The following is a 22,988-nucleotide window of genomic DNA, read 5'->3' on the forward strand; positions in this document are numbered from 1 at the left end:
TAAAGGCAAATTAGTAGTACTTTTTATTACAAAGCAATAAGGGCATTTGAAACTTATATCGTCTAACTGATTGCAGGCCAAAGCTATGATCATTGCAAGTCTGAAATCCTAAATCGTATTCCTATGCAAAAAAACAACGAAGTTTCGAGAAGGGACTTTATCAAGAATTCAACAGGTGCGGCGGTAGCACTGTCCATTCCTTATATCATTCCTGCGCAGGCATTTGGCGCTAATGACCGCGTGCGTGTGGCGGTTTTGGGTGTGAATGGGCGCGGACAGGACCATATCAAAGGATTTAATAATTTAAGTAATGTTGAAGTAGCGACGTTCTGTGACCCGGACAACAACATTGTTCAAAAACGGGCCAAAGAATTTGAAGAAAAGACAGGCAAAAAGGTAAAAACAGAAAACGACCTGCGTAAGGTTTTTGAAGATAAAACAATCGATGCCGTCAGCATAGCGACGCCCAATCACTGGCATGCGCTGGCGGCGATTTGGGCTTGCCAGGCGGGAAAGGACGTGTATGTTGAAAAACCCGGATCTCATAATTTACATGAAGGCAGAAAGCTGGTAGAAGCGGCACATAAATACAAGCGCGTTGTGCAGCATGGCGTGCAGTTGCGAAGCTCAGAGGCTTTGAAAGAGGCAGTGAAGCACCTGCGTGACGGTTTGATCGGGAATGTGTACATGGCCAGAGGGCTTGTTTACAAATGGAGGCCAGACATTGGTGACAAAGGTACTGAGCCGGTGCCAGCAGGGCTTAATTATGACCTTTGGACAGGTCCGGCGGAGATGAAGCCTTTCTCTAAAAATTACGTGCATTACGACTGGCACTGGCATTGGAACTATGGAAATGGGGACATTGGTAACCAGGGAATTCACGAAACGGATATGTGTATGTGGGGGCTGGGCGTGGATAGTTTTCCGGAAAAGATCACTTCGTCGGGAGGGAAATTTTTGTGGAATGATGCCAAGGAAACGCCTGAGGTACTGACATCTTCATTCATTTATCCAAAAGAGAAAAAGATCATTGAGTTTGAAGTGCGTCCCTGGATGACGAATGATGAAGGCGGTACTGGTATCGGAAACATCTTCTACGGCTCAGAGGGCTATATGGTGGTGAAAGGTTATGACTACTACGAGACCTTTTTGGGTAAAGAAAAGAAGCCCGGCCCAACACGCAAAGCGGGAGGAGATCATTACAAGAACTTCATTGATGCAGTAGTGGCGAAAGATCCTTCGTTGCTGAATGGACCGGTCGAAACAGCCCACCTCTCATCAGGATTGGCACATTTAGGTAATATCGCGTACAGAACCGGAAGGGCTCTGACATTTGATCCTAAGACGGAGAAGTTTGTGGGCGATGATGATGCAAACAAGTATCTGACGAGGAAATATCGCGCACCGTACACTATTCCGACGGCGATTTAGGAAATTAATAATCATATGATTTTAAAAGTTCTCGTTTTGAGAACTTTTTTTATATTTACACACTTGTTCATGAGAGTTCATCTAATTAAGAGACAAAGTATTGAAGATTTTATTGAACGAAATTCCCGCAGCAAAGTGTCGTTTGAAGATTGGTTGAATAAGGTGAAATATGTAAACTGGAATAAGCAAGACATAAAAATGACATTCAACACAGCTGATTTCCTTGGAAATGGTAGTAACAGGGTGGTTTTTGATATTGGAGGAAATAATTATCGTTTAATATGTAAGTGTGTATTTGGCGCTACTTATGTGCGGCTATATATATGTTGGATTGGAACACATGCCGATTACACATTTTTGTGCAAACGGGGTCATCAATATTCGATTAATCAATTTTAGCATGGAAATTCTGAAATACAAAGTAATCAAAACGAGAGAGCAGTACGACGACTACTGCCGTGAGCTTGAGAGGTTAGACAACTCAGGGGATGCTGACAAGTTTGTGGATGAGGCTGAACTTCTTACTCTTTTGATTGAGGCTTATGATGCAGAAAGAAATACTTTTTCCGACTATAATCCTATCGAATTGCTACAATCTTTAATGGCTGATCATCAGTTGAAAGCTCGTGATATAGCGAGTATTTTGAATGTTAGCAAAGGGTATGTCTCAGACATTTTGCATTATAAAAAAGGTATGTCAAAAGAAATTATCAGAAAGCTTGCAGACCATTTTAGGGTAAATCAAAAGGCTTTTAACCGGCCGTATTCATTGAAATTGCCGACTAGACTTATGGTACCAAATGAACAAATATCAATACATGCATAATAAAAACAGCCAGCCAAATTAATTTCGGCTGGCTGTTTTTATGGTATTGAATATTATCCTTTCAACGAAGAGAAATCAAATGTTTCAAGATACTTCGTGGTGAAATTTCCTGATTTGAATCCGGCATCGTCCATTAGTTTAATGTGGAATGGAATGGTGGTTTTGATTCCTTCAATCACAAATTCCTGTAATGCACGCTTCATGCGGGTAATGACCTCTTCACGCGACTGGCCACTTACGATCAGTTTGGCGATCATCGAATCATAGTTCGGCGGAATGGTGTAGCCGCTGTAAACATGACTATCGATACGGATACCATGTCCGCCCGGAAAATGGAGATTAGTGATTTTTCCCGGTGCTGGCCTGAATCCGTTAGCAGGATCCTCAGCATTGATACGGCACTCCATTGCGAAAAGCTTTGGCGTGTAGTTGACACCTAAAATCGGCTCGCCGGCAGCTACTTTAATCTGCTCTTTAATCAAGTCAAAATCGGTAACTTCTTCTGTAATTGGATGCTCAACCTGAATACGGGTGTTCATTTCCATAAAGAAGAAATCTCCATGCTTATCTACCAGAAACTCTACGGTACCAGCTCCTTCGTATCCGATGGCCTGCGCTCCTTTGATAGCAGCGGCGCCCATTTTCTCACGAAGCTCGGGGGTAATGATTGGTGAAGGTGTTTCTTCTACCAGTTTTTGATGGCGACGCTGAATTGAGCAATCCCGCTCGGACAAGTGGCAAACTTTACCAAACTGATCGCCGATAATCTGGATTTCAATGTGGCGCGGCTCTTCTACGAATTTTTCGAGGTACAGACCGTCGTTTCCAAAAGCAGCAGCTGATTCGGTACGGGCATCATTCCATGCCTTTTCGAATTCGTCGGGCTTGTTAATGATCCGCATTCCGCGTCCACCACCACCGGCAGTCGCTTTCACGATCACGGGATAACCAATTCCTTCGGCTAGTCTTTTGCCTTGCTCAACGGATTCCAACAATCCTTCTGAACCTGGTACTACCGGAACGCCTGCGGCGATCATGGTAGCTTTGGCAGTTGCTTTATCGCCCATTCCATTGATTTGTGCGGCAGTTGCACCAATGAATTTAATGCCATAATCGGCACATATCTGAGAGAATTCAGCATTTTCAGACAAGAATCCGTAGCCGGGATGGATCGCGTCCGCGCCGGTAACTTCTGCTGCTGAAATGATATTTTGTATACTAAGGTAAGATTGTCTGCTTGGAGGAGGCCCTATGCACACTGCTTCGTCAGCAAATCGCACATGAAGGCTATCCCGGTCGGCTGTGGAATAAACCGCTACGGTTTTAATTCCCATTTCCCGGCAGGTTCTGATCACGCGTAACGCGATTTCACCCCGGTTGGCAATGAGTATCTTTTTAAACATGAAAATGAATTAAGTTTTATAGATCGTTCATTGCCTTTTATACAGGCTCAACCAGGAATAATGGTTGGTCAAATTCAACAGGTGTTGCGTTTTCAACCAGTATTTTTACGATTTTCCCTGAAATCTCAGATTCAATTTCATTGAAAAGCTTCATGGCTTCAATCACACAAACCACCTTCCCAGGCTTGATCTCATCTCCGATATTAGAGAATGCGGGTGTTTCAGGGCTGGATGCGCGGTAGAATGTACCGATCATCGGGGATTTGATAGTAATTAAATTAGAAGTCGGTTCATTGGAAACCACCGGTTCTGCAGAAGCTGAATGAGTGACCGGAGTCGTAGGTACCGCAGGCGCGTAAGATGGCGCAGGAGCGGCCGGATGCGTTGTGGTTACAGATGCAGTAGGGGCGGAACCGTAACGCTTTACCTTAATTTTCAGATCTGCTGTTTCAATGTTCACTTCATCAAGACCCGACTGGGCAATGAAGTCAATCAATTTTTGGATTTCTTTGGTTTCCATTTAGTCAAATTTAAACTGTGGGGAATATCCGTTGAGGCTTTGTAAATAAGCAGGTAAGCCGGACCATTTACCTTCACAGAAAACAAAATTTATGATTTTACTCTTTCTACGTAGTCGTAAGTGCGGGTGTCGACTTTGATCTTTTGGCCTTCTTCAATGAACAAAGGAACCATAATTCTAGCGCCGGTCTCCACTTCGATCGCTTTTTTCGGCGAGTTAGCAGTATCACCTTTTAATCCCGGTTCTGAATAAGTAACGGTCAGCTCCACAAATGGAGGTAGCTCGCAAAGCAAGGCAACATCATTTTCGGTATTGATCAGAATTTCTACTTCCTGTCCTTCCTTCATCAGGTCCGCATTGGTAACCAGTTTTTCGTCGATCAGGACCTGGTCAAATGTTTCGGAATTCATAAAGTTGTAGCCAACCTCGTCTTTATATAAAAACTGGAATTTGTGTCTTTCAACGCGAACGGGAATAATGCCGGCACCGGAAGAAAAAGTGTTGTCCAACACTTTTCCGGATGTCAGGCTTTTCAGTTTGGTGCGGACAAAGGCGTTTCCTTTACCAGGTTTAACGTGCTGAAATTCTATAACCTGAAAAAGATCGTGGTTATAATGTATCACTAAGCCGTTGCGCAAATCTGCAGTAGTTGCCATTTTTATTCAATAAAATTTATAATAATGCTTTTTAGGTCAATGACATGATCAAGCACCGTAGGCCCATTTTAAATAAATGGCACCCCAGGTGAACCCACCGCCAAATGCGGCCAGTACCAGGTTATCTCCTTTTTTAAGTTGTGATTCATAATCCCACAGGCAAAGAGGTATGGTGGCTGCCGTGGTATTGCCGTATTTCTGGATGTTCACCATCACTTTATCCATCCCCACACCCATTCGGTTGGCTGTGGCTTCTATGATCCGGCGGTTGGCCTGATGCGGGACAAGCCATGCGATATCGTCTCCGGTAAGTCCGTTCTTTTCCATGATCTCCCCAGAAATGTCGGCCATGTTAGTAACGGCAAATTTAAATACCTGCGCGCCATCCTGGAAAACGTAATGTAATTTTTTGTCAATGGTCTCGTGCGTGGGCGGGTACCTGCTTCCTCCTCCTTTTTGATTGAGATAAGGGTAACCTACACCGTCGGACTTGATAATGGAATCGATAATGCCATTTCCTTCCGTATTAGGTTCAAGCAAGACAGCCCCGGCGCCGTCACCAAAAAGTATGCAGGTTTTACGGTCGGTATAATCTACGATAGCCGACATTTTATCCGCACCTACGATCACGATTTTCTTGTATTTCCCTGTCTCAATGAATTGCGACCCCAATGTAAGTGCGTATACGAAACCTGAGCAGGCAGCCTGGATATCGAAACTTCCAACATTGCGGATACCCACCATATCACAGATCAGGTTAGCGGTACATGGGAAAATAAAATCAGGGGTGGTAGTGGCGCAAATCAGCAGATCAATTTCCTCCGGGCGTGTATTGGTTTTGGCAAGCAAGCCTTTTACAGCCTCGGCACCCATATGTGAACTTCCTAAACCTTCACCTTTGAGGATACGCCTTTCTTTAATACCGGTGCGGCTTACGATCCATTCATCGTTTGTCGCCACCATTGTTTCCAGTTCGGCATTTGTCAAAATATAATCAGGCACATACCCTTGTATTCCTGTTATAGAGGCTCTAATTTGGGTCATGATAAAATTAACTATTCACACTCCGAATAGATTTTGGTAAAGAGGATAATATCAGTTTATTCATAATGTGGTTGTCGCCTGCTTGACTAGTTCAATGCTTGTGCTATATGCAAATATGCCTTGGATTTGACCTGCTTATAGGCCCATCCGATCATATTTTTTATAGCTAACGGTGAAGAAATCCCATGAGCGATCATGACATTTCCGTTAACTCCGATAATGGAGCTGCCACCTATTGATTCGTAATTCGTCTGATCGATGAAATCGTCCTGGAAACCTCGTTTTTTGGAAATCTCATAAAGCGATTCTCCCAGCTTAAACAAAATATTACCAGTAAAGCCGTCCGTAACAATCACATCAGCCTTGTTGGTAAAGAGGTCTTTTCCCTCAATATTTCCAATAAAATTAATTCGCTTATTCTGTTTCAGAAGGGGATATGTCGCCTGGGAAGTGAGTGAGCCTTTCTGCTCTTCTTCTCCGATATTCATCAGCGCTACACGCGGACGATCTATTTGAAAGGTATATTGGGCAAAGATAGAACCAATTTCTCCGAATTGGGCAAGAACCTCGGGTTTACAATCGGCATTAGCGCCAATATCAAGCATAATCGAGTATCCACCGCCAACCTGTGGCACAAACCCTGCAATGGCGGGTCTTATGATTCCTTCAATAGCTTTAATGCTAAACAATGCACCTACATGCATTGCTCCGGTGTTACCGGCACTACAGAATATATCTACTTCTTTTTCTTTCAGAAGCTTGAAGCCAACTCCTATGCTGGAATTGGGTTTTTGAGAAAGGGCTTTCGTTGGATGCTCACCCATCTCAATAACATCTTCTGCGTGAACGACGTCAATATTAGTGGGTGTGAAATTGTTTTGGTTAAAAATATCCCAAATAACACTTTCACGACCAATTAAAACGATTCTCGCCTCGGATGGTAGCTCAGAAGCGGCCTTGATAACCCCTTCAACAATTGCTTGTGGAGCCAAATCTCCCCCCATAGCATCTACCGCAATTTTCATTTACACGCTGTTATTTTAGACTAATAAGTTAGAAATCGAAGGTGTAAATTTAGCAGATGTGTCGTAGTAAAAAAGAATTTCGCAACAACTTTTATAGGGCTGCTGCGAAATTGATATGTTCATCGACTGAAACTAAACTGTTTTAGTGTAGTTTTCAACTACCACTTTTCCTCTGTAAACCAGGTTACCTTCGTGAACGTGGGCACGGTGTAACTGGTGAATTTCTCCGGTTGAAGAATCAGTAGCTAATTGCTTTCCGGTAAGGAAGTCATGCGCTCTGCGTGTATCGCGACGTGTAGTGGAATGTCTCCGCTTAGGATGTGCCATGATGCTTTATGTTCTGTTGTTTATTTTTGTTGTTTTGATCCAAGGGTTGAAACCCCTGGTTATAAAATTATCGGTTGTACCAACCATTACTCCCCTCTCAGTTTTTTTAATGCTTCCCAGCGGGGGTCAATTTTTTCTTCTTCTTCGTTCTCTATTACTTCTTTTTGATCCTCGGAAGAGTACACCAGTACTCCTTCTTCGTCATCCAGCGGATCGGATTCGTCATCCTGGTCCCGTAAATCCGGATGTATTTTTTTGATAGGTAACGAAAGAGCGATAAAGTCAAAAATATAACGGGCAATGTTAATCCTGTTGCTATTCCGGTTTATCATCTCAATCTCATCCGTCAGTTCCTCATCGTGATCGCCGAACTTCAATATGATGCGGTCGTTTGAATCAACGGGTTCCTCGAAAGGTTCCAGGCTTCTATCACAAATCAGGGTTACTACGCCTTTAGTCTCGAAATTAAGCTGCATCATGGTAGCTGATTTGTTCAGAACAACATGTGTTTTGAACTTACCATGCTCGATCAGATCCTGTTCCAGTTCCTGAAAAAACGCATCTCCCGATTCCATGTCATAGTCATACTGTTTGTCTTCCAAACCGTAAATGTCTATGTTGTATTTACTTAGCTCTTTCACTTCATCTGCCAAAAAGGACTGCAAAGGTAATGTCTTTCGATTTAATAAAAAAACTATGAAGAAATTTTATTACTGCCGTAAACCAGTTAGTTAAGGTCAGATCTTTTTAGCGGGATTGCCGAAATAGGTAGCTCCTGCTGGTATATTTTCCACAACGACCGATCCCGCACCCACGCGCGCATTTTTACCGATCTCAATTCCTGCCACTATAATCGCTCCTGAGCCGATAAAAACGCCATTATTCAGCTTTACCCGGTCATTAATGACAGCACCTGCTCCGATGGTAACGAAGTCACCTACTTCCACAGAAGTATCCACCACAGCGGCAGTTTGTACGAGGCAATGATGGCCGATTTTTGATTTTGCACCGATCACAACCCGCGCACCGATCAGGTTACCATGCCCGATCAACGCCATATCTGAAATAATGGCGCTGTCGTGAATCGCATTGACAGGCATTATTTTATAATCATCATTCAACGCTTCCACGATCCTTTCGCGCACCGATCGTTCACCGATAGCGACGAATGCCTCACATTTTGAACCTAGTATACTGAGAAAACCAGTGTCATCAGTGTCACCCAATACGCTTACGTCTCCAAATTCTTTTCCGTGAAGCTCTTTGTGGTCATCAAGCAGGCCATAAACGAGCACATTGTTTCGTCTGAAAATATCCAGTGCCTGAACGCCCAGATCTCCTGCGCCAAAAATTAAAACGGGGTTTTCCATTATGTTTAATGTTAAATAAGTAAAAAGTCATCTCAGACAGGAAGGTCCGCAGATGACTAAAAAATCAGACCACTGCCGGTCGCAGTGTTACATATAAATAAGACCGGTTTTAAAGGAAAGTTACACGAAAAACGAAGGGGCTACCGTATGGGGAAAGATTTTGCCCGCTGTACTGATCGATCTGGCTGTTGTAACTGAGGTTATATAATGCTGTAAAATGAACGGCTTTAATGAACCGGCCGCCTAAGGGCTGCGAATACGATGCTCCGACCAATGGCGAGCCCAGCCACTTTCTTTTTTGATACGATCCTTCGACATTCAGCGCTTCATATTCTGCTATAATATTCACTACCGGCACCACATTGTACATTAAAAAGCCGCGACCGCCATAGTAAATCGTATTGATATCATAATATTTATATCTGAAATACATCATTGTAGCTCCCACACCGCCAACCAGCTTTTCGGTAAGTTCATAACCAGCCATCGGCGACAGGTTAATGTTGGTAACTGTTCCCAGACTCAATCCAAAACTGCCTCCCAACCTCACCCGTTCGATAAATGGACGGTCTTGAAAATCCGCCAACTTCTTTTTCTCCTCTAACTTCCTGGGTTCCACCGGAGGTACCGGCTGTTCTTCCGGCCTTTCTTTTTTAAGAGAATCGGGGCGGTAGTATTCGTCCTGGGCCATTAGTGACGGGCAAATAAAAACAGTAAGCAGCACTATGCATGAAAGGAGGATTTTACTTTTCATCTTAAAATCGTTTATTTTATAATATTGTAAGTAGTAACGCAGAAACCCTCTAATTCGGTAACCACTATTTAATTCTCTATGCATTATAACGTTTCGGTATCAGATCCTCAGTCTCACCTATTGTTGATTACCTACACAATTCCTGAAATCAATGATGACTATATCGAAATTCAGTTACCCGCATGGAGGCCGGGGCGGTATGAAATTCAAAATTTCGCCAAAAATATTCAATTTATCGAAGCGATCTCCGCTAGCGAGCAGAAACTATCTATTCATAAAGTAACGAAAGACCGCTGGCGGGTTGGAACGGCAGGAGAAAAAGAAGTAAAGATTCGCTATGCTTACTACGCGGTTAGCCAGAATGCCGGAACCAGTTATGTCGATGAGGAACTCTGGTACCTGAATTTTATCAACTTCTGTATGTACACCGAGGGGCGGATTTCAGAGCCCTACACCGTTCATTTAGAGCTGCCCGGCGGTTATCAGATCGCCTGTGGGTTGCCTTCAAGTGGTAATGTTTTGTCGGCAAAAGATTTTTATCAACTCGTGGACAGCCCATTGCTGGCTTCGCAATCTTTGCAAAAATGTGAATACGTGATCAGAGGCGTGCAATTTAATATATGGATGCACGGGAATCTGAAACCCAACTGGCGTCGCATTGAAAGAGATTTCCGGCGCTTCTCCCGCGAGCAGATCGCCATGATGGGGGAGTTTCCCGAAACGGACTACCATTTTCTCAATCTGATCCTTCCCAACGCATTTTATCATGGTGTTGAGCATCATAACTCTACCATGATCGTACTAGGGCCAGACGATGAGGGTGAAGGATTATATGCTGATTTGCTGGGGGTAAGTTCGCATGAGCTTTTCCACGCCTGGAACATTATCCGCATTCGCCCGAAAGAAATGCTTCCCTATGATTTTACGAAAGAAAATTACTTCCGTACCTGCTTCGTAGCGGAAGGCTGTACGACTTACTATGGCGACCTTTTTCTGAAACGCGCAGGTGTTTTCAACGACGAGACTTACATTAAGGAGTTGCAGGTTTACATGAAGCGGCATTTTGAAAACAGCGCGCATGCTACCCAATCCCTGGCTGACTCATCGTTTGATCTCTGGCTGGATGGTTATGAAAAAGGTATTCCCAATCGCAAAGTTTCGGTTTACCACAAAGGTGCATTGGTAGCATTGATACTGGATTTATTTCTCAGGAAAAAAACCAATCATACCCAGTCGCTGGATGATGTGATGCGGCTGCTTTGGGCGCGTTTTGGTAAACCTTTTATCGGTTATACACTGGAAGATTACATTAGCACTGTAGAGGAAGTGGCTGGCGAAACGCTCGAATGGTACTGGAATGATTGTATTTTCACAAGCGAACCTCTGGAATTCAGATTAAATGAAGCACTTGCTTTTGTTGGTCTTCAAATGTCGACATTCAGTAATGGTAACATTCAGTTGAATGTACTCGACGACTTTAAAGCGAAATTGCAGCGAGATAAATGGCTCGCGACAGTACAGGTGCTTTCTGTTGAAGAGGAGGAAGAGGAGTAGTTTTTGGGCTTTTGGCCGTCAAGATTTATTTTTTCGATTAAAAAAAGCCGATAGCTGACTGCCTACCGCCGAAGTCACCCCAGTGCGTCCCGCAAGGCTGCTCCCAGCTCAGGGAATTGGTAATGGAAACCGGTCTCTTCACTGATCCGTTGGTTGATCAGATAACTGCTTCCCAGTACTACATTGGCCATTTCTCCAAATGCAATCCTGAGCGCGAATGCTGGCACATGAGGTAGCCACTGCGGTTTGTTAAGGGCATGGCATATTGCATTGGTCAGTTCTTCATTCGTAACAGCGCTGGTGATGGCATTGTAGGGGCCATGCCATTTTTCATTTTCCAATGCGTCCATGTACATATTACATAGGTCGTCGAGGTGAATCCATGAAATCCATTGCTTGCCTGAGCCTAGTGGAGCGCCGAATCCTAAACGGGCTGGTTGTGCCATTTTTTCAAGTGCCCCGCCATCCTTACTTAACACAATTCCGGTCCTGAGCTTCACAGTTCTGACGCCCAGTGCAGCAACCGAATCGGCAGCTTTTTCCCATAAAACAGTGACTTTGGATAAAAAATCATGACCTGCGGGTGAAGTTTCCGTGTGTCGAATGTCGCCGGTATCTTCGCCATAGAAGCTGCTACCGGATGCAGAAACGAAAGCAACGGGCAGTATTCCTTTTTCCTTAAATTGATCAGCTATTAATTCAATGGATTCGGTGCGGCTCGAAATGATAGCTTTCTTGCGCTCTTCCGTCCAGCGTTCATCCGCGACCCCGGCACCCGCAAGGTGGATCAAAAAATGTACATCGTCCAATGCGCCTTCCTCGATGTAGCGCTTGCTGACATCCCATTCAAATACTTGAACAGAGGGAATTGGCTTCTTTTTGCGGCTGAGGTAGGCCACATCGTAGCCCTTTTTTAACAATAATTCGGTTAGTCGTTTTCCAATCAGTCCCGTTCCTCCGGTAATCAATACTTTTTTGCCCATACTTGCTGTAACTGTAAAAAGCGTACCAAGGCCAGTTATTGATTAGCGGGAATGGATCCGTCTTTGGGCGCCTCTTGTTCAATGGCTTTCGTAACCCGCTCGATCATGCTGTCAATGGATTCATCGGGTAGAAAATGCATGGGAGGTTTAAAATGAACGGTGATCTTCGTATTACGCTTTTTAAAACGCAACCCCTTTTTGTCAAAAGCCCTTCTGAAACCGTTAATGACCACCGGGATCACAATCGGTTGATGGTCTTTGATCAAATGCGCGGTTCCTTTTCTTACCGGAGCGTAAGGTTTGGTAGTACCCTGCGGGAAGCTCACCACCCAGCCGTGGCTAAGTCCCATTCCAATCCGGTCCTGTGCGGAATTATCCAATTGCCTGGCCACATTCTCACCATTCGCCCGCCATGAGCGCTCAATGGTAATAGCGCCGCCAATGCTGAACAGCCTGGGTAATATGCCACCTTTCATGGTTTCCGATGCTGCCACATAATAGCATCGGGCACGCGGGGAAAAGAGATAGAATGGGGGAGATATAGTGTCTTTATAACCCCATTTGGCAGCGCAGAAAATATGGTAAAAAGCAATTACATCTGCAAAGTAAGTCTGATGGTTGGAGAGGAAAAGTACGCCATTGTCGGGGAGTTCCAGCAATTCGTCGCTGCCAATAATGGTGATCTTGTTAACGGCCGTATATCGGTAGTAGGTAAACCAGCCCAATACGAATATGAAAAAACGTTTGAGGAGCAGGGAGTTACCGAAAGGGTCTTTTTCGAAAATGCCAAAAAAGTCAAGCCGGACCAGCCAGGATGGTAACAGACTGTATGTACGCTTCTTCAAATTCATAGTTTAAGTCAGGTGTTCTGCCATTTTCCCGGCTGTGGGGCTGACTGGCGGAAGGATAATTTTTGTACCAATCGGACGTAATTTATGTAATAAGCGGAGTTAATGTAAAATATATTTTTATCAGAATATGGCTGACGAGGTTCGTAACAAGGAATTGGCATGATTCTTTCGTAAAATACATTACATAAACTAATTTTGACCAACTCCATAGTTACCGTCATCGTTTCAATTATATGAAAATGAGAATTCAATTTCACATTCTTGCAGGCTTTTTAGCCGTAGGAATGTTGTCCGGATGTTCCAAAAACCCGGTTACGGGCAAGAAGGAGATCATCTTTATGTCCAAAGAAAAAGAGATCGCACTTGGCGCGGAATCACACCCTTCTATTGTGGCCACAATGGGGATTTATGATGATAAAAACCTGAATGCCTTCATTAATGAGAAAGGAAAGGCGATGGCCAATATCTCTCACAGGCCTGACTTACCCTATCAATTCTACATTGTAGACTCCCCGGTTGTCAACGCTTTCGCTGTGCCCGGCGGTTACGTATACTTCACCAGGGGTATCATGGCACACTTCAACAATGAGGCTGAATTCGCTGGTGTACTAGGTCATGAAATAGGGCACATTACCGCCCGCCACTCTGCGCGCCAGCAAACGTCGCAGATATTCGGGCAAGTAGGTTTAATGGCCGGAATGGTGCTTTCAGAAACAGTACGGGGCCTTGCTGACCAGACGCAACAGGCTTTGGGATTGCTCTTGCTGAGTTACAGCCGGGAGCACGAAACTGAATCGGATAAGATCGGTGTGGAATATTCCAGTAAGATCGGTTATGATGCCCATCAAATGGCGGACTTCTTTGGTACCTTAAAGAAGATCAGCGAAAAGAGTGGGCAGAGCATTCCTACATTCCAATCCACTCACCCGGATCCGGGCGGCAGGCAGAATAAAGTTGAAAAGCTTGCTACTCAATATCAAACAGAGCATCCGGCAAAATACAATGTGAACCGCGATGCCTACCTGCGTAAAATTGAAGGTGTAATATATGGTACGGATCCAAAACAGGGATTTGTAGAAAATAATGTGTTTTACCATCCTGAACTGAGATTTCAGCTACCTGTCCCAAGTGGCTGGCAATACGAAAATTCTCCGGCGCAATTCCAAATGGCAGCCAAAGACGGAAAATCAATGATGCTGTTCACGCTTGCTCCTGGCAAAAGCCTTGAAGAAGCGGCTCAGACAGTCATCAAAAATTACAGTCTACAGGTTTCTGAAAACAACAAAACAACAATTAATGGTAACCCTGCGATCGCAATGATCTCAACACAGGTTGCACAGTCACAGACGGGCCAGCAAGCAGCAGCTACTGCAAATTCAATTCAAGTTGCAACCTGGCTGATTCAGTATGGAAGCAACATTTATGCGATCCACGGTGTGGCGCAGGCTGCAAACTTTGCGGGGAATGTAGGTCAATTCAAATCGGTAGCGCAAGGTTTCAAGTCTGTAAGTGACCCGAATATCATTAATCGCCAGCCTGAGCGCATTCGCATCAAATCCGTACAGCGCGATGGTTCATTGAAAGACGCATTGAAAGATAGCAATCAGGCCGACGGCAAATTTGATGAACTGGCAATCATCAATGGCATGTCTCTCTCGGATAAAGTAACCAAGGGAATGCTAATCAAAACCCTGGGTAAATAAACCCAGGGATTAGTTAACCCAGGGGTTGAGCCCTGGCCGTCAAGGATAGGGATAGGGAGAATAAGACAAACAAAAAAAGCTCCGCCTGGCGGGGCTCTTTTTTTGGCTTATACCATTCAACCAAAGATTTAAGCCATTCAAAAAACTTTTTCTTTTAAAATTTGGTTGATATGTCAACACTATTTACTTTTGTATCACGATGAGCACAACATTAAATAAATTTGTCAATATCAAAGAAGATCTGAAGAACTCCCTTCAGTTTAAGCTGGGGATTGTTACCAAGATTGTTTTTAAAAAAATGAATGCGCAGTTGGTTCAGGAAGGTATTCCGGTACTGGCTGAGCAGTTGCCGATCCTGATGGTTGTATATTTCCAGGAAAACGCTATGACCCAGCAGGATATCGCAAATCTGCTTCAAAAGGATAAAGCGGGTATTCAGAGGTCAGTGCAGACATTGCATAAGGACGGGTTTCTGAAAATTGAAAGTGACATTGAGGACAAAAGAAAGAATATGGTGACGCTCACTGCCAGCGGTAAGTTTGTATGTGAAAGGATCCAGGCCTTGGTAATCGCTTTTGATAATCAGGTAATGGAGCATTTTTCAGAAGAGGAACGTAAGCATTTTATAGGTTTTCTGGACAGAGTTGTATCAGTCATCGAAAAATAAAAAAATTTAGAATAATAGTTGATATATCACCAGTAGAGGTGTCAACCATTAAAAGATTAGCCACAATAATTAAATGAAAAATCCAATGAATTTGAAACAGATATGGGCATTCTACGCTTTGGTCCTGATCTCGGGGGCCGCCTCGGCGCAGACGACCAAGCTCAGCCTGAAGGACTGCATTGCCTACGGGATTAAAAACAATAGCAACGTCAAAATTGCTCAGTATAAAGAAGGAATCGCTGGCCAGCAATCGAGGGAAGCACTTTCGTACTATTTGCCTCAGGTTGCCGGTAGTGGTGCGCTCGATGATAACCTTAAACTACAATCGACGGTGCTCCCGGGTGCGTTGTTTGGTGGTGAGGACCGACGGGTTGCATTGGGTACCAAGTATACGACCAACGTTTCGGCCCAGGTGGATCAGGTAATTTTTGATCAGGCCCTTTTGGCTGGTATCAAGGCGAATAAGCCTAACATTACGAATTCTGAATTGAATTCGAGGAAGGTAAAGGAAACGATCATTTACAATATCACGGACGCTTATTACCAGGTATTTGTGACGACGCAACAGATCGATCTGTTGAAAGACAACCTTGATAAAACTTCGAAGATCCTCGGAACATTGCAATTACAGTTGGATAACGGCGTGATTAAAAAGGTCGACTACGATCGTACCAAGGTGAGTTTGAACAACATTAAGTCTCAGTTGACACTTGCTGAAAGCAACCTCATCTTGTCTAACAACCAGTTGAAATTTCAAATGGGTATGCCACTTGCGGAACAGCTGGAACTGACTGATAATCCTTTGAACCAACCTTTCAAGCTGATCGAACCAGGGAAATTCGAAGCTTCCAACCTGACTGACTTCCGCATCCAGAATGTCAATATGCAATTGCAACAAATTGAAAAGGAGCGCATTAAGGCAGGTTATCTACCAAAAGTTTCTGTTTATGGTCGCTATGGTATGCAGGCGCTGGGAAGTAATTTGGGTGATTCGTGGGGTAGCTGGTTCAGCTACGGGGCGGTGGGATTGAAATTGACCATTCCAATTTTCGACAGTTTCAGAAGGGACGCACAATACAAGCAGGCCGACCTGAACCTGATGACGCAGCAAGAGCAGTTGAAGCTTAATACATTAAACTATGAATTGCAGAACAACAATGCTACCACGCAGCTTCAAAAGGCAAAACTGAACCTTGCGAGCGACGAAAGCAACGTTACTCTGGCCAAAGAAGTATACGATGTAACCACACTTCAATACAGAGAAGGAACGGTACCTCTATCGGACCTGCTCAATGCAGAAACTTCCTATAAAGAAGCACAAAGCAATTATATCAACTCCATGCTAAGCTACTACCAGGCGCAACTGGGCATCGAACAGTCGCTTGGAACACTTAACGATTTCTACACAGCGCTGCCATAAAAAGTCATTGGTAGTCTTTGGGTCATTAATACATTTCGACTGCGCTCAATGTGACAAATTCGAAATCATTCACTAATTCAATCATTCAGTCATTCAAAATTAGTTATGAAAAGAAAACTCATTATAATCGGTTCCATCGCGATCATTGGCGTACTGATAGGCTTCCGGTTGGTGGCTAACAAGTCTAAAATGGACGCAAAGAAGGTAATGCCGGATAACAAAAATGTTACCATTCCGGTAACGGCTGTGTCTGTTAAAGAAGGCAGCACGGATCAGCAATTGGTTCGCACGGGAAGCCTGATCCCATTCAAACAGGCGGAAATTATGGCTACCTCGGCAGGAAAAGTGATGGCAGTGAAATATGAACTTGGTACTTATGTAACAAAGGGAACTTCACTGGTAAAAGTGGATAGCAAATTAAAAGAACTTTCACTTCAAGCTACTGAGTTGAATATCAATAAATTGAAAAAAGACACGGATCGTTATAACAAACTTTTGGCAGGAAATGCTGCGACGGAAGTTCAGGTGAACGATACCAAATACAACTACGAAAATGCATTGAACCAGGCTGAGCAGATCAAGCAACAAATTAATGATGCTTCGGTTGCAGCCCCGATCAGCGGGCGGATTATCAAAAAGAACATTGAGCCGGGTGAATTTGTGAATGTAGGTACTTCATTAGGAACGATCCTGGATGTTTCGCGTCTGAAAGTACAGGTAATGATCTCTGAAAATGATGTTTACAAATTGAAAGAAGGTCAGCACGTGAAGGTAGGTTCAAGCATTTTTCCAGATAAAAAAATCGATGGATTGATCTCCTACATTGCTCCTCAGGGCGATGAATCGCACAATTATCCGGTGGAGATTGTGATCAAAAACTCAAATCAACTGAGAGCCGGGACGTTCGTAAGTGTTGAATTTAGCCAAAAAAGCAGCCAGCAGGCATTGATCATCCCTAGAAGCGCATTAGTAGAAAGCGTTCGCAACCCTTATGTGTATGTGGTGGAAAATGGGGTAGCGAAACAACGTAAAATTGAAGTAGGCCGCGAATTGGGCGACAATATAGAGGTTTTGACAGGATTGAAATCGGGCGAGACCGTGATTACCACCGGCCAGATCAACGTCAGTGAAGGTGCGGTTGTGAATGTCACTAAATAGTTTTCATCAGTAAACGAATCAGAAAATGTCAATCACCGAAGTAGCAGTAAAAAGACCGCTCTTCATCATAGTAGTATTCACGGTGTTGATACTATTTGGTGTGATCAGCTATAAGCAATTGTCCTACAACTTATTACCTAAGTTCGAGGCCAATGTAGTGAGTGTAATGACGACTTACCGCGGCGCCGCAGCGGACGAAGTTGAAACCAATGTTACCAAACATATTGAAGACGCTGTTTCGGCGATCGAAGGCTTGGACCAGATCAATTCAACTTCTCAGGAAGGAGTTTCATCTGTCATTATCCAATTAAAACAAGGTATCAGCGTCGATTTGGCGCAACAGGAAGCGCAGCGGAAAGTGGAGCAGGTGATTTCATTACTGCCCGACGATGCCGACCGCCCGGTAATCAACAAGTTCTCAACCGACGAAATTCCGGTTTTGAGAATGGGCGTTACCGCGAATATGTCACCCTCAGCACTGTATGACCTGATCGACGATAAACTGAAACCACAGCTTTCGAATGTAACTGGCGTAGGTCAGGTAACGATTATCGGTGGTACCGAGCGCCAGATCCAGGTGAATATCAGCCAGGACAAATTGAAAGCATATCGTTTGTCGATTGCACAAGTTTCGATGGCTATCAACAACGCAAATACTTCGTATCCAGCTGGTCAGGTGAAAACTCAGGAAGATCAGCTTTCGATCCGTTTTGATGCAAAATTGACGACGGTTGAAAACCTGCGCAATGTCATTGTAGGTCGTAACAACACGGGTGGACAGGTATTTTTGAAAGATATTGCAGAAGTATACGACGGCACTGCCGATGCTACTGCGGTGAACCACATCAATGGTCGCCCGTCCGTAGCTTTACAGATCCAGAAACAATCTGACGCCAATGCCGTGGACGTGAGTAAGTTGACTCGTGAACGTTTGACGACTTTGGAAAAGCAGTATGCTTCTGCCGGTTTGAAATTCAACATTGCCTCTGACCAGTCCATTTATACGTTAGCTTCTGCCGATGCCGTCGTATTTGACCTTGGGCTTGCGGTTTTGATCGTGTCCGTGGTGATGTTGATGTTCCTGCACAGTTTCCGCAGCTCGATGTTTATTCTCGTGGCGTTGCCTTCGTCGATGATCCCTACGTTCATTTTGATGAGCGTACTAGGTTTCTCACTGAACCTGATGACATTGATGGCGCTCTCGCTGGTGGTGGGTATCTTGGTCGATGACTCCATTGTGGTTTTGGAAAACATCAACCGCCACATGGAAATGGGGAAAAGCAGATGGCAGGCCGCACTGGACGGACGGGCAGAAATCGGGTTTACGGCCCTGGCGATTACACTGGTAGATGTCGTGGTTTTCGTACCATTGGCAATGACACAAGGCTTGATCGGCAACATTCTGAGAGAGTTCTCCCTCGTGGTTGTGTTCTCGACATTAATGAGCTTGTTCGTATCATTTACGCTTACCCCGCTTCTGGCTTCGCGTTTTGGCAAAATAGAAGTATTAGATAAAAACAGCCTTTGGGGCAAGCTGAACATTTGTTTTGAAAGATTTTTGGACAGAATCAAAGAAGAATACGGCAGAATGCTGACGTGGGTACTGGGCCATAAAAGATATGTTTTTATCGTTTCTCTGGCATTGATCGTAGGTTCAATAGCCTTGGTACCGGGCGGATTTATCGGTGCAGCATTTATGCAGCAAAGCGATCGTGGAGAGTTGAATGTGTCCGTCGAACTGGCGCCAACTGTTTCTATTTACCAAACGAATCAGGTTGCACAGAAAGTTGAAAAACTACTTTTGAGCAGAAAAGAAGTGACGAAGGTATTTACGAATGTCGGTTATAGTAGTACTGGTTTGGGGACGACATCCAATAGTAACATTGCCGATCTGACGGTTCAATTAGTGGATAAAAAAGAGCGTACCATGTCGTCAGAAGATTTTGGTACTCAAATTCAGAAAGAAATCTTGCAAATACCGGGTGTAAAAGTGACTGTGGCTCCAACCTCAATTACCGGTAATGCTAACCAGGCACCGATCCAGGTAGCGGTGAAAGGTACCGATATGGCGACGATCCGTAAAATAGCCGCCCAGGTAAAACAGGTTGTAGCTTCTGTGCCGGGTACTGCGAATGTCGATTATTCAGTGGATGATCCAAAACCGGAAGTAGGTGTGACACTGGACCGCGAAAAAATGTCACAATTGGGCATCAATGCTGCCGAAGTAGGTGCTGCATTGCAAACCGCATTCCGTGGCGACGACCGTTCGAAATTCAAAGAAAATGGTAAGGAATACGACATTATGGTTACACTGGACCAATTCAACCGCTCAAAGGCCGATGATATCCGTCATTTGAGTTTCGTAAACAGCGCGGGCCAGGCATTTGAACTATCACAATTCGCGACGATCAAAGAAGGAATTGGAGAAAGCGTGTTGCAACGTATCGATCGTCTCTCCTCAATCTCCATCAATTCACAGGTAGTAGGTCGTCCGTCCGGTTCGATCGGAGCAGACATTCAAGCCAAAATGGCAAATGTAAAACTTCCTGAAGGTGTTTTTATAGAATACCGCGGTGACCTCAAAAATCAGGCGGACGCATTCGGAAGTCTGGGACTAGCGCTGGTACTCGGTATTGTGCTCATTTACCTGATCATGGTCGCGCTTTACGAAAGTACTATTTACCCATTCGTAGTATTGTTCTCGATCCCGGTCGCATTGGTCGGCGCATTGACAGCATTAGCATTAACAATGGAAAGCCTGACCATATTCTCCATCGTAGGTATGATCATGCTCCTCGGTTTGGTAGCCAAAAACGCGATCCTGATCGTCGATTTTACGAATCAATTAAAGGAAGAAGGTCACGCATTAAAAGACGCATTGATCGAAGCCGGGAAAGAACGTCTCCGCCCGATCCTGATGACCACCATCGCCATGATCGCCGGTATGCTACCCATCGCATTAGCATCTGGCGACGGAGCAGAAGTGAAAAACGGTATGGCCTGGGTAATCATCGGTGGTCTGACAAGTTCATTGTTGCTGACAGTGTTCCTGGTCCCAAGTGTTTATTATGTTGTGGATAGGGTTAAGGAGCGGTTTGCGGGGAGGAAGGCTAGGAAACAGCAGCGGAAGGAAGAGTTGGTTTTGGAGGCGTAAGTTTTTGAATGATATTTCGTCAATCTTCCTCATAAGCACAAAATCCCCGAAAGGGGATTTTGTGCTTATGAGGTGACTAAGTAGTGCCAACAATCTACATCACCTTATCGAAAAGTTCAGAAGTACTAACAATGCGGTTGAATCCCATTTTATTTAAATGAGTAGTAAGCTTTTTGTCACCGGTCCATAGCCATCCGCCAGTTTGTAATGCAAGAGCCACATAATTGATATCGAAAGCATCGACATCTCTGGTAAGTCGCTCTGCTTCTTTCCAATGTTCTTGTTCGATGAGTGTTTCGTTGTAAAGTTGCAGGCTGGTCAGAAGATCGTAGAGATCTCCGATCACATCGTCAACGGATTTCCTGGAAAGCTTTACGATTTTGGTTTGGTGTTTAAATAACTCAATTACAGCATAGTAGCAACTGATGCGCTTTATTGGTAAGTCAGGATGTTTGAGGATTTTTGCTAATTTACCGTCTGGGGTAATGAGCGCACTGAAAAGGATATTTACATCTACGATGACTATCACTTAATAAAACGGCTACGGTTTTTTTTCCACCAGTCTTTGTGAACATCCTGGGCTAGCTGGGTCGCTTCTTCTTCAGTTCCTTGATTCTTCGCATTAGATTCTAGGAACCTGAAATAGCTTGTCAGCTTCTGTACTTCCTCCATATCGACGAGAGAAGCGTTGAAGCGAATCACAATATCCTGATTTTGACGCTCGATAACCACGGTTAGCTTTTTTTCAAATATAACATAGATTAGAAGAAAAAAGTAGCCAGGTGACTAATTTCTATCACCTGACCACTCTTGACAATTCATGACATTTATTCCTACGCCGCTTTCATCGCCTCAATCCTCTGGCAGAAAAACAGCAGATCACGAAAAGTGTAGAAGATGTCCAGCTTGCGCGGGTTATGACCGGCTTCCTGGTCATAAGTTTGAAAACCGCTGTAAATCTCCCAAAGATGCTCCGCCATTTGGGCGGGCGTGTTGAGCTCGAATAACTGTTGTACTTGCTGGGCATACGCCTTGCACATCGGGTCCTGAGACCCGGATAGGTGTGGATTGTAAGACTACTTTACGTTAAACAATTAACAGCAACAATAGCTAATTGTAAGTGCTTTCTAGCATTATCTAATTTTCAGATAAACACTATTTGCCCTGATAAAAGGGCTATTCACCGGCTAATAATCGCTTTCGTCCACACACTCATTTTTTTATATTCCATTTCAGTTTTGAGGGCTTTTTTGTGGTGACAGCAAAACTATTGTTTCACCAAAAAAATTACGCAAAATGACTTCACTACACAAATTACCAATGGGGCTGAGCCTGGCTTGTCTAATGATGATGAGCAGTTGCTCCAAGGAAGATGCTTTGTCTCCAGAGCCTAAAATAGAGAGCGTGAATACGAGTTCGGATCTACGAGGAGGAGTTATTTCGGCTTACCTTCCGTATTTGGCTGGTACTAATGGTCAGCCTGGGTTAGATATTTATCCACTCAATTGGGAGAGAAATAACACGAATTATTTTTCCACCAATTCAGTGACCCTACCAACCGGCACGTCAAGCCTCACGCAGCTTTGGGGAAATTCGGTTAAATGGGCTAAACCCCTGGAAACAATACCAACCGCGCCCAAGGCTAATTCAGTCGTGACTGTCACTACCAAGGCATGTTCATGGGCCGGTGAATTTGAAAATCAGGCATCTGTTAAAACCAAAATCAAAAATCTGATCCCAGGAAAACGGTATGCAATAACGTATTACGTAGCAAGTTCGATTCATGCTTTACAAGATTCAAATGGCCTTTCATCGTATGCTACAAAAGTGCGGGTAAGTTTAAGCGACGAAGGCCATGGAGGCGGCAATTATTACGTGGATTTGACAGGTATCAAGGCAGAGTGGGTTGCTCAAACCGTGACTTATGCGGCTGGCTCAACAGAAGCAGATTTAGCATTTTCCGCAATCACTCAGAAGGGTAAATATGCATATGCTCATATCTTTGTCGATAAAAACTCGATTATAAAGCTAGACTGATCAGGAGCATAGCATTCTACTATCATTTTTATCATTAATGCCGCTGGAACAAGGTTCGGGCGGCATTTTGCTTATGCTATGCAGTGTTAGTACTACTTTGTGGAG

The 22,988-nt window shown here is 44.2% G+C and carries 24 protein-coding genes; 10 read left to right on the forward strand and 14 right to left on the reverse strand.

Annotated features, from left to right (window positions below; all coding sequences use genetic code 11):
* The first annotated feature begins 123 nt into the window (after window positions 1-123).
* The 3 genes from ABIO93_RS24560 (at window position 124) to ABIO93_RS24570 (ending at window position 2,257) form a co-directional block, all read left to right on the forward strand.
* Window positions 124-1,431 (forward strand): Gfo/Idh/MocA family oxidoreductase, encoded by a 1,308-nt coding sequence (locus tag ABIO93_RS24560; protein WP_348072643.1) that lies wholly within the window; start codon window positions 124-126, stop codon window positions 1,429-1,431.
* Between the two features lie 69 nt (window positions 1,432-1,500).
* A complete protein-coding gene (locus ABIO93_RS24565) occupies window positions 1,501-1,830 on the forward strand; it encodes a type II toxin-antitoxin system HigB family toxin (RefSeq protein WP_348072644.1) in 330 nt (109 codons plus the stop codon).
* A 1-nt stretch (window position 1,831) separates the two neighbouring features.
* On the forward strand, window positions 1,832-2,257 hold the full coding sequence (locus tag ABIO93_RS24570; RefSeq protein ID WP_348072645.1) for a transcriptional regulator: 426 nt from the start codon (window positions 1,832-1,834) through the stop codon (window positions 2,255-2,257).
* A gap of 53 nt (window positions 2,258-2,310) precedes the next feature.
* Here the strand turns inward: ABIO93_RS24570 and accC are convergent, their stop codons facing one another.
* The 9 genes from accC to ABIO93_RS24615 form a co-directional block, all read right to left on the reverse strand.
* Window positions 2,311-3,660, reverse strand: coding sequence for an acetyl-CoA carboxylase biotin carboxylase subunit (gene accC, locus ABIO93_RS24575; RefSeq protein WP_348072646.1), 1,350 nt, complete (start codon window positions 3,658-3,660; stop codon window positions 2,311-2,313).
* 37 nt (window positions 3,661-3,697) lie between these two features.
* Entirely contained in the window at window positions 3,698-4,180 is a 483-nt protein-coding gene (accB, locus tag ABIO93_RS24580) for an acetyl-CoA carboxylase biotin carboxyl carrier protein (protein ID WP_348072647.1), read from the reverse strand.
* A gap of 89 nt (window positions 4,181-4,269) precedes the next feature.
* Window positions 4,270-4,836: an elongation factor P gene (gene efp / locus ABIO93_RS24585; RefSeq protein ID WP_348072648.1), complete on the reverse strand. Its 567-nt coding sequence runs from the start codon at window positions 4,834-4,836 to the stop codon at window positions 4,270-4,272.
* Window positions 4,837-4,884: 48 nt separating this feature from the next.
* On the reverse strand, window positions 4,885-5,880 hold the full coding sequence (locus ABIO93_RS24590) for a beta-ketoacyl-ACP synthase III (protein WP_348072649.1): 996 nt from the start codon (window positions 5,878-5,880) through the stop codon (window positions 4,885-4,887).
* A gap of 86 nt (window positions 5,881-5,966) precedes the next feature.
* Window positions 5,967-6,905 (reverse strand): phosphate acyltransferase PlsX, encoded by a 939-nt coding sequence (gene plsX, locus ABIO93_RS24595; RefSeq protein WP_348072650.1) that lies wholly within the window; start codon window positions 6,903-6,905, stop codon window positions 5,967-5,969.
* A 132-nt stretch (window positions 6,906-7,037) separates the two neighbouring features.
* Entirely contained in the window at window positions 7,038-7,232 is a 195-nt protein-coding gene (gene rpmF / locus ABIO93_RS24600) for a 50S ribosomal protein L32 (protein ID WP_348072651.1), read from the reverse strand.
* Between the two features lie 86 nt (window positions 7,233-7,318).
* A complete protein-coding gene (locus tag ABIO93_RS24605; protein ID WP_348072652.1) occupies window positions 7,319-7,897 on the reverse strand; it encodes a DUF177 domain-containing protein in 579 nt (192 codons plus the stop codon).
* Window positions 7,898-7,969: 72 nt separating this feature from the next.
* Entirely contained in the window at window positions 7,970-8,602 is a 633-nt protein-coding gene (locus tag ABIO93_RS24610) for an acetyltransferase (RefSeq protein ID WP_348072653.1), read from the reverse strand.
* A gap of 109 nt (window positions 8,603-8,711) precedes the next feature.
* Entirely contained in the window at window positions 8,712-9,356 is a 645-nt protein-coding gene (locus ABIO93_RS24615) for a hypothetical protein (RefSeq protein WP_348072654.1), read from the reverse strand.
* Between the two features lie 78 nt (window positions 9,357-9,434).
* On the opposite strand from ABIO93_RS24615, the gene ABIO93_RS24620 reads away from it, so the two are divergent.
* Window positions 9,435-10,910 (forward strand): M61 family peptidase, encoded by a 1,476-nt coding sequence (locus tag ABIO93_RS24620; RefSeq protein WP_348072655.1) that lies wholly within the window; start codon window positions 9,435-9,437, stop codon window positions 10,908-10,910.
* A 74-nt stretch (window positions 10,911-10,984) separates the two neighbouring features.
* Here ABIO93_RS24620 and ABIO93_RS24625 read toward each other — a convergent pair whose 3' ends face one another.
* A complete protein-coding gene (locus ABIO93_RS24625) occupies window positions 10,985-11,893 on the reverse strand; it encodes a TIGR01777 family oxidoreductase (protein ID WP_348072656.1) in 909 nt (302 codons plus the stop codon).
* A gap of 35 nt (window positions 11,894-11,928) precedes the next feature.
* Window positions 11,929-12,744, reverse strand: coding sequence for a lysophospholipid acyltransferase family protein (locus ABIO93_RS24630; protein WP_348072657.1), 816 nt, complete (start codon window positions 12,742-12,744; stop codon window positions 11,929-11,931).
* Between the two features lie 233 nt (window positions 12,745-12,977).
* Between ABIO93_RS24630 and ABIO93_RS24635 the strand changes: the two genes are divergently transcribed.
* The 5 genes from ABIO93_RS24635 to ABIO93_RS24655 all read left to right on the forward strand — a co-directional run bounded on the left by ABIO93_RS24635 (window position 12,978) and on the right by ABIO93_RS24655 (window position 20,846).
* On the forward strand, window positions 12,978-14,447 hold the full coding sequence (locus ABIO93_RS24635; RefSeq protein WP_348072658.1) for a M48 family metalloprotease: 1,470 nt from the start codon (window positions 12,978-12,980) through the stop codon (window positions 14,445-14,447).
* Window positions 14,448-14,646: 199 nt separating this feature from the next.
* Complete coding sequence (locus tag ABIO93_RS24640; RefSeq protein WP_348072659.1) at window positions 14,647-15,114, forward strand: MarR family transcriptional regulator; 468 nt, start codon at window positions 14,647-14,649, stop codon at window positions 15,112-15,114.
* Between the two features lie 85 nt (window positions 15,115-15,199).
* Window positions 15,200-16,534, forward strand: coding sequence for a TolC family protein (locus ABIO93_RS24645; protein WP_348072660.1), 1,335 nt, complete (start codon window positions 15,200-15,202; stop codon window positions 16,532-16,534).
* A gap of 105 nt (window positions 16,535-16,639) precedes the next feature.
* Window positions 16,640-17,692, forward strand: a complete 1,053-nt coding sequence (locus ABIO93_RS24650) for an efflux RND transporter periplasmic adaptor subunit (RefSeq protein WP_348072661.1) — start codon at window positions 16,640-16,642, stop codon at window positions 17,690-17,692.
* A 25-nt stretch (window positions 17,693-17,717) separates the two neighbouring features.
* Window positions 17,718-20,846 carry an efflux RND transporter permease subunit gene (locus ABIO93_RS24655; RefSeq protein WP_348072662.1) on the forward strand — a complete coding sequence of 1,043 codons (3,129 nt, stop codon included), beginning with the start codon at window positions 17,718-17,720 and terminating at the stop codon, window positions 20,844-20,846.
* Between the two features lie 94 nt (window positions 20,847-20,940).
* On the opposite strand, the gene ABIO93_RS24660 is transcribed toward ABIO93_RS24655, so the two are convergent.
* The 3 genes from ABIO93_RS24660 to ABIO93_RS24670 all read right to left on the reverse strand — a co-directional run bounded on the left by ABIO93_RS24660 (window position 20,941) and on the right by ABIO93_RS24670 (window position 21,826).
* Window positions 20,941-21,375, reverse strand: a complete 435-nt coding sequence (locus tag ABIO93_RS24660) for a PIN domain-containing protein (protein ID WP_348072663.1) — start codon at window positions 21,373-21,375, stop codon at window positions 20,941-20,943.
* The gene (locus ABIO93_RS24665; RefSeq protein WP_348072664.1) at window positions 21,372-21,578 is read right to left on the reverse strand and encodes a hypothetical protein; all 207 of its coding nucleotides are present in this window, start codon (window positions 21,576-21,578) and stop codon (window positions 21,372-21,374) included. The genes ABIO93_RS24660 and ABIO93_RS24665 overlap by 4 nt, the downstream gene beginning before the upstream one ends.
* Window positions 21,579-21,679: 101 nt before the next feature.
* The gene (locus tag ABIO93_RS24670) at window positions 21,680-21,826 is read right to left on the reverse strand and encodes a hypothetical protein (RefSeq protein ID WP_348072665.1); all 147 of its coding nucleotides are present in this window, start codon (window positions 21,824-21,826) and stop codon (window positions 21,680-21,682) included.
* 316 nt (window positions 21,827-22,142) lie between these two features.
* On the opposite strand from ABIO93_RS24670, the gene ABIO93_RS24675 reads away from it, so the two are divergent.
* Entirely contained in the window at window positions 22,143-22,883 is a 741-nt protein-coding gene (locus ABIO93_RS24675) for a hypothetical protein (protein ID WP_348072666.1), read from the forward strand.
* The last annotated feature ends 105 nt before the right edge of the window (window positions 22,884-22,988 follow it).

This window comes from Dyadobacter sp., from assembly GCF_039919315.1.
Lineage (GTDB): Bacteria > Bacteroidota > Bacteroidia > Cytophagales > Spirosomataceae > Dyadobacter.